Source organism: Planobispora rosea (assembly GCF_014648175.1).
Classification (GTDB): domain Bacteria; phylum Actinomycetota; class Actinomycetes; order Streptosporangiales; family Streptosporangiaceae; genus Planobispora; species Planobispora rosea.
In genome coordinates this window covers 124,282-130,673 of record NZ_BMQP01000024.1, presented here as the reverse complement: position 1 = coordinate 130,673, position 6,392 = coordinate 124,282, and the positions used below count along the sequence as shown (strand labels likewise).

Annotated in this window: 7 protein-coding genes; 4 read left to right on the top strand and 3 right to left on the bottom strand. The window is 66.7% G+C overall.

Annotated elements, in window-relative coordinates; all coding sequences use genetic code 11:
- Positions 1 to 575 precede the first annotated feature (575 nt).
- Both IEZ08_RS23520 and IEZ08_RS23515 read right to left on the bottom strand, forming a co-directional pair.
- Complete coding sequence (locus IEZ08_RS23520) at positions 576 to 1,526, bottom strand: hypothetical protein (protein ID WP_189242899.1); 951 nt, start codon at positions 1,524 to 1,526, stop codon at positions 576 to 578.
- Positions 1,520 to 1,975 (bottom strand): RNA polymerase sigma factor, encoded by a 456-nt coding sequence (locus IEZ08_RS23515; RefSeq protein WP_268249357.1) that lies wholly within the window; start codon positions 1,973 to 1,975, stop codon positions 1,520 to 1,522. Before IEZ08_RS23515 ends, IEZ08_RS23520 begins: the two co-directional genes overlap by 7 nt.
- 325 nt (positions 1,976 to 2,300) lie before the next feature.
- Between IEZ08_RS23515 and IEZ08_RS23510 the strand changes: the two genes are divergently transcribed.
- The 4 genes from IEZ08_RS23510 (at position 2,301) to IEZ08_RS23495 (ending at position 5,435) form a co-directional block, all read left to right on the top strand.
- Positions 2,301 to 3,323 carry a TolB-like translocation protein gene (locus IEZ08_RS23510; protein WP_189242898.1) on the top strand — a complete coding sequence of 341 codons (1,023 nt, stop codon included), beginning with the start codon at positions 2,301 to 2,303 and terminating at the stop codon, positions 3,321 to 3,323.
- A gap of 21 nt (positions 3,324 to 3,344) precedes the next feature.
- Positions 3,345 to 3,920: a pyridoxamine 5'-phosphate oxidase family protein gene (locus IEZ08_RS23505; protein ID WP_189242897.1), complete on the top strand. Its 576-nt coding sequence runs from the start codon at positions 3,345 to 3,347 to the stop codon at positions 3,918 to 3,920.
- Between the two features lie 126 nt (positions 3,921 to 4,046).
- Positions 4,047 to 4,445: a SigE family RNA polymerase sigma factor gene (locus tag IEZ08_RS23500; RefSeq protein WP_307815328.1), complete on the top strand. Its 399-nt coding sequence runs from the start codon at positions 4,047 to 4,049 to the stop codon at positions 4,443 to 4,445.
- Positions 4,446 to 5,108: 663 nt separating this feature from the next.
- Positions 5,109 to 5,435 carry a hypothetical protein gene (locus IEZ08_RS23495; RefSeq protein ID WP_189242896.1) on the top strand — a complete coding sequence of 109 codons (327 nt, stop codon included), beginning with the start codon at positions 5,109 to 5,111 and terminating at the stop codon, positions 5,433 to 5,435.
- A 51-nt stretch (positions 5,436 to 5,486) separates the two neighbouring features.
- Here IEZ08_RS23495 and htpX read toward each other — a convergent pair whose 3' ends face one another.
- On the bottom strand, positions 5,487 to 6,338 hold the full coding sequence (gene htpX, locus IEZ08_RS23490) for a zinc metalloprotease HtpX (protein WP_189242895.1): 852 nt from the start codon (positions 6,336 to 6,338) through the stop codon (positions 5,487 to 5,489).
- Positions 6,339 to 6,392 lie beyond the last annotated feature (54 nt).

The window sequence follows — 6,392 nt, the reverse complement described above, 5'->3', positions numbered from 1 at the left end:
CGAAATCAACCCTCAGCCGAATGTTCCAACCGACCACACGGAGATCGCGAAAGATCGAGGTTAAGAGAGCACAGCCCCTCAATCGCTTCCTGGCGCGTGCCCCACTGCAGGCACCTCCCGAATCTCCCGAACAGAGTGCAGGCGAGCCGGAACAGGGCACAACGAGGGCACACCGCACCGAGAGGCAACCGAAAACAACGGCAACCAACGAAGAGAAGACCATCAGCTCAGAGCCATGATCTCTGGATCTCCGCAGGTTGCCCGACGACAGCTTTCGATTCACGAACTACCGCTGAGATCGGGGTCTTCTGAGGCTCTGAGCCGGGCCTCAGTGGTTCGATCTCGCCTGGAGGACACATCCACGGCACATGGCCGACCGCTCCGACCTGCGGAGCGTCGGCCTTTCGTGTGCTCTGGGCGCGTTACCGGCCATCGAGCAGTTGGTGACAGTACGGCGTGCGGAAGTTTGAAAACCGTATACAGAAGTCGGACACGATTCACGTTTGGGGTACTTCGGTTACTGGGACACGGCTCGTGGCACAGTCTTGCGAGGCCGCCAAGTGCGAGCTGGCCCGTCAGGGATCTACGACCTCGATGTCGAGGTTGTAGGCGAGGTCGGCCACCTGCACACTGCGCACCTGCGGGTCTTTGAGCAGGGTGCGCAGCTCCTTGACTGTCCGGACTTCATCTATGTAGGCGTACGCGAGACCCTGCGAGGCTGCCTGTTTCAACCGTGGCAGATCTAGGTTGAACACGGCCAGAGTTGACGCGTCGTCATCACCCAGCGTGCCCACCCACCGCCGCAGCTCCGCCAATCCCTCGGCCAGGCAGACGGGGCCGGTCACCACCCTTTCAACGGTGGTGCCCGGCTTCCCCGTGTTGGTGAGCACCGCTTTCAGGTCGGGGAACATCTCGGGCCCCGAGACGATCGGGGCAGAGCCCTGCTGTACGCCATACACCACCCGGGTCGGGAGGGCGTTGTGCTCTTCCACAAACGCGCGAGCCTGGTCTGCTGTGAGCGGCTGGGCGAACTCGACCACGGCCAGCGCTGTCATGTCCTCTGGGAGGATGCTCAGCGCGGCTTCCGCTGAAGCCTTCGTCGGTTTGCCGGTGCCGAGCTTCTCCAGGACGTCGGCGAGGCGGGAGCGGATGTACGGCAGACGTGGCGGGGACTCGATGTCGCCGAAGAGACCGACGTCTACCTCAACCTGGTCCGCCGCTTCTTCCACAAAGGTTCCAGCGGCCCGAAGCGGCCGACGGTCGTAGAGGTAGGTGGTGGTCAACGATCCGCGGCGAGAGTCGCGGTAGCTCACTTCGAAAGCAGGGTCACTCATCCGCAGCGATCCTTCGATGACGATCAGCAGTGAATCGGTCAATGGGTGGCGTCGCTGCAGCAAGCCGGTAGCCAAGTAACTCGATACGATGCCGGAGCTGGCCACTAGCAGAAGGACCAAGGCAACCCGGAAGTAACCACGCCGGATCGCGCTGCGCATCTTCTTGGGATCGAAGTCGGGGATTTCTAGCACTGGAAGGCTCCATAACTGTCAGCGAAGGCGGTACGGGCACGCCACACAGCGGTTTTGACCGCAGCGGGCGAGCGCCCTGTCATGGCAGCCACCTCAGCGAGCGAGAAACCCTCGTAGTAAACGGCGACGAGCAGTTTGCGGTGCTGTTCGGGCAGATCTTTGAGTACTTGGCGTACGGTGAGGGCATCCGCGGGAAATTCGGGCGCGCCGATCTCGTCCGCACTGGGCAAGGGGATTTCGAGCCGCTTACGCCGGGCATGATCAATGAGCACGTGCCGGGCGATGGTGAGCAGCCATGCGGCAGCGTTGTCACCTCGCCAGCCGAGCAGGGCCCGAGTCGCTTTGACGAAGGTCTCTTGGGCCAGGTCCTCCGCCAGATGCGGGTCGCGGGTACGCCGTAGGAGGAACCCGCACACGAGCGGCCAATGCTCGCGATAGAGCTCCTCGATGATGACGGCCTCCGTGGTCGCTGAATGGTCACGTCACCCTAGACGAGCGATCAGACGGAATGGTCACGTGGCCATTCGCTGCGGAATGGTAACAGCACGGCTCCGAGCCGGGTGTTCAGGCATTCGCCCGCCCTGGCGGCCTATCCGGGGCACATGGCCGAGGACACGCCGTGAACCGCGTGCGCGTTCTCCTGTGCCCCGGGCCTCGCCCGTCGGCGTCCGGACCGCGCGGGTCCGGGTTCATACGCGAATCCCATCGTGGCTGATCTGTGACGCAACCTTTCGTCGCCGCCCGGCATCTACCAGGTGACGAAAGGAGTCATCGATGACCCCGAGCACACCCCTGCGCGGCCTCGCCGTGCTCGCCCTCGCCGCCGCAGCGGCCCCCGCACTGGTCATCACTCCGGCGCAGGCGCATACGGGAGCCGCCTCCGCCGCGTCCTCGCCCGACAGCGTCCGGTACGCCTGGGTGAAGAGCTGTCCCAAGAAGGACTACACGATCCCCTGCGGCCGCTGGACGCTGACCATGCGCAGCGGGAAGACCATCAAGCTGACCGACGCCCGCGTCAACCCCGAGAACGCGAACGGCAAGGTGGACAAGGACGGCGCCGCCCTGTTCGCGATCAGCGGTGACGGCCGCTTCGTGAACTACTTCAAGGGCGACAAGCTCGTCGTCCGCGATGTGAGCAGCGGTAAGGTCCGCCCGCTGCCGGGCAAGGCCGCCACCTTGCCCAAGGGGCTGGGCATGAATGAGGTCGACACGACGATCTCCCACGACGGCTCGATCGTCGTGGTCGACTACTACGACGAGGCCGGTACGCTTCCGAGCCTCGTCGCCGACATGAGGACCGGGAAGGTCGTCAAGCTGTCGGCCGCCAACAACGTGCTGAGCTTCAGCGCGACCGGCACCCACCTGCTCACCAGCCGGTTCACCGATGACAACACCACCGAGTTCGCGGTCTTCGACACCGACGGGCACAAGACCGCGAGTCAGGTCGTCCCGCAGATCGTGTCCAACAACGCCCCGGTCGCGCTGGCCGACGACGGCAACACGGTGGCGGTGATCGTCACCGGGGCATCGAGGAAGCACCGCCTGCACACCTACGATCTCGCCGCCGACACCGTCTCCGACCCGGTCGCGCTCGGCATCCCCAGGAACGAGAACGCACAGCGCCTCTTCTGGGACTCCGCCGGTGCGCTCACGCTCTGGACCTCCCGGGACGACGAGAACGAGAACCCCGTCTTCGCCGTGAAGCGCACCGTGAACGCCGAGACCGGGGCCGCTCGGAAGGTGGACTCCTACAAGGTCAGAGGCGAGACGTGGACCTGGTGGCTGCCCGGCGAGTAGCCGCCGACTATCTTCCCTTTCATGGGGAAAATTCATGAAAAGATCGACGACCGGCTGCGTGAGTTCATCGGCGCGCAGCCGGTCTACTTCGTCGCCACCGCTCCTGAGCAGGGCGGACATGTCAACGTCTCTCCCAAGGGATACGCCGACACCTTCAGCGTGATCGACGACACCACGGTCGCCTACCTCGACCTGGACGGCAGCGGCGTGGAGACCATCGCGCACCTCCGCCAGAACGGCCGCATAACGATCATGTTCTGCGCCTTCTCCGGGCCGCCCAACATCGTGCGGTTGTACGGCACCGGCCGGGTGGTCGTCCCGGAGGACCCGGAGTTCGCCGCGCTGCTCGCGAGGTTCGGCCCGCACCCGGGCGTCCGATCGATCATCGTTGTCGACTGCGACCGCATCGCCGACTCCTGCGGATTCTCCGTACCGTTCATGTCCTTCGACCAGGACCGCACGCTCCTGGACGAGTGGGCGCAGCGCAAGGACGCCCAGGCCAAGCGCGCCTACCGGGCCAAGCACAACCGTGAGAGCATCGACGGCATCCCCGGCCTCTCCCCCGGTGAGACCGACCCGGTCGCCCAGCGCTCCTGAGCCGGGACTCCCCGAGAAGGAGAAGTCCCCGAGAAGAGGTTCCCGAGGTTCCCGAAGCTTCCGAGGAAGGGTGTTCCAACCCCGGCGGCCCTCACCCGCGTTGATAACGGGCGAGAGGAGACCGCATTGGACCGTTATGACGGCTTCCGTGAGTTCGTCCGGGCCCGCCAGCAGTCGCTGATCCGAACCGCGTACCTGCTCACGGGGGACGCCCACCTCGCCGAAGACGTGCTGCAGAGCGTTCTGATCAAGGTCGCCGGCCAGTGGCCCAAGCTCCTGCACGACGGCAATCCCGAGGCGTACACCCGCAAGGCGCTGATCAACCAGCACATCTCCTGGCGGCGCCGGGTGCGGAAAGAGCTGCCCAGTGCCGATCCGCCCGAGTACGGCCACTCCCACGACGATTCCACGGTCGACCGGATCGTCCTCCGCCAGGCCCTCGCCCGGCTGATTCCCCGGCAACGCGCCGTGATCGTCCTGCGCTTCTACGAGGACCTACCGAACGCGAGACCGCCGAGCTGCTGAACTGCTCACTCGGCACCGTCAAGGGCCAGACCCACCACGCGCTGGGGCGCCTGCGCGTGCTCGCGCCCGAACTGGCCGGCCTTCTCGTCGGGACCGAAATCCTGGAGATGAAGCGATGACCCGGCTCCGTGACACTCTGAACGAGATCGCGGGCGAGGCCCCGACGATGGATCTCGCCGAGCGGGCGATCCTGGGAAACCGGCGCAGGCGGAGGGTGCGGGCACGGGCGCTGCTGGTAGCCGCCACCACGGTCGTCACCACGGTGGTGGTCGTGAATCTGGTTGGGGGCCTGGGCACCGGCCTGCCACCGGCCCGCGGCGGGAACGACACGGTCGCCTCACCCTCGCCGCCCCGGGATTGGGAGATCGAGTCGTCGCCGTTGCCGGCCACCGGGGTGGGCCCGCCGGCCTACGCGTACCTCACCTCGTGCATCGGCAAGGGCGTGCCGCCGGACTGCGGGGACGGCACATGGCGGGTGGTGACCCGGGACGGCGAGACCTACGACATGCCCCAGGCGTCGGGGCTCAGCATCTTGGAAGGATCAGAGGAATCGGGGAGGTTGCAGGGGGAGGTGGCCTCCGGCCCGTTGGCGATCACTCCGGACGGCCGCGCCATGGCCTACTACACCGGCAGTTCAGCGCGCTCGCACCCGACGGGCGGACGATGGCCAAGGTCGGCATGTTGCGCGAGGAGGACGGGTACGTGCGCGAGGACGGCACGCTCGTCCGCTTCGACGCGCTGGAGGGGAAGGACCGGGACAGAGCCCGGGTCCGGGTCCGGGGACTGCCCGAGGGCACCGCCGTCACCCGCCTGGGAAGCTGGCTCAACGCCACCGAGGCCATGGCCCTGACCGCCGTCGTGTCGGGCGACCGTCCCGCGCAGCAGGACAGGACGGCCGTCTACGCGGTGAACGTCATGACCGGCGAGGCCCGCGAACTGGACAGCCATCCGCCGTTTCCCCACATTCTGATCCCCGGCATCGTCATGTGAACCGTCATGTGATGAGTACGGCCCGCGCTCCGGCGCGGGCCGTAGCCGTCATCAGCGGCGGTAACCGGCCATCCGCTCCAGACGGGCGACGCGCTCGGCGGTGGGCGGGTGGGTGGAGAACATCCGGCCGATGCCCGCACCACGGAAAGGATTTGCGATCATGAGGTGGGAGGCGGAGGCCAGGCGTCCGTTCTCCGGGAGCGGCAGCTGCCGCGTGCCCATCTCGATCTTCCGTAGCGCCGAGGCGAGGGCCAGCGGGTCACCGGTCAGCCTGGCCCCCGACTCGTCCGCCTGGAACTCGCGGGAACGGGAGATCGCCATCTGGATCATCCCCGCGGCGACCGGGCCGAGCACCATCATGAGAAGCACGCCGAGGAAGCCCGGCCCTTCGTCGTCGTCACCGCCTCCGAAGAACAGCCCGACGTAGCCGAGATAAGTGATCATCGAGGCGAGGGCGCCGGCCACCGAGGAGATCAGGATGTCCCGGTTGTAGACGTGGGACAGCTCATGCCCGATGACACCGCGCAGCTCGCGCTCGTCGAGCAGCTGGGTGATGCCGTAGGTCACGCAGACCGCGGCGTTACGGGGGTTGCGGCCGGTCGCGAAGGCGTTGGGCTGCATGGTCGGCGAGACGTAGAGCCGGGGCATGGGCTGGCGGGCCTCGGTGGAGAGTTCGCGCACGATCCGGTAGAGCACCGGCTGCTCGACCTCTCCGACGGGGCGGGCCCGCATCGCGGACAGAGCGATACGGTCGGAGAAGAAGTAGGCGGCACCGTTGGCGAGAACGGCGATCAGAACAGCGATCCGCACGCCGGCGCCGTCTCCCAGCCACGCCCCCACCGCCACGATCACCGCGGACAGGGTGCCCAGAAGGAGTGCGGTACGCAGACCATTGTGGTGCACTGCACACCCCTCTCGGTTACTGCCGCTACACAGTGCCAACGTCTCCGGCCTGGT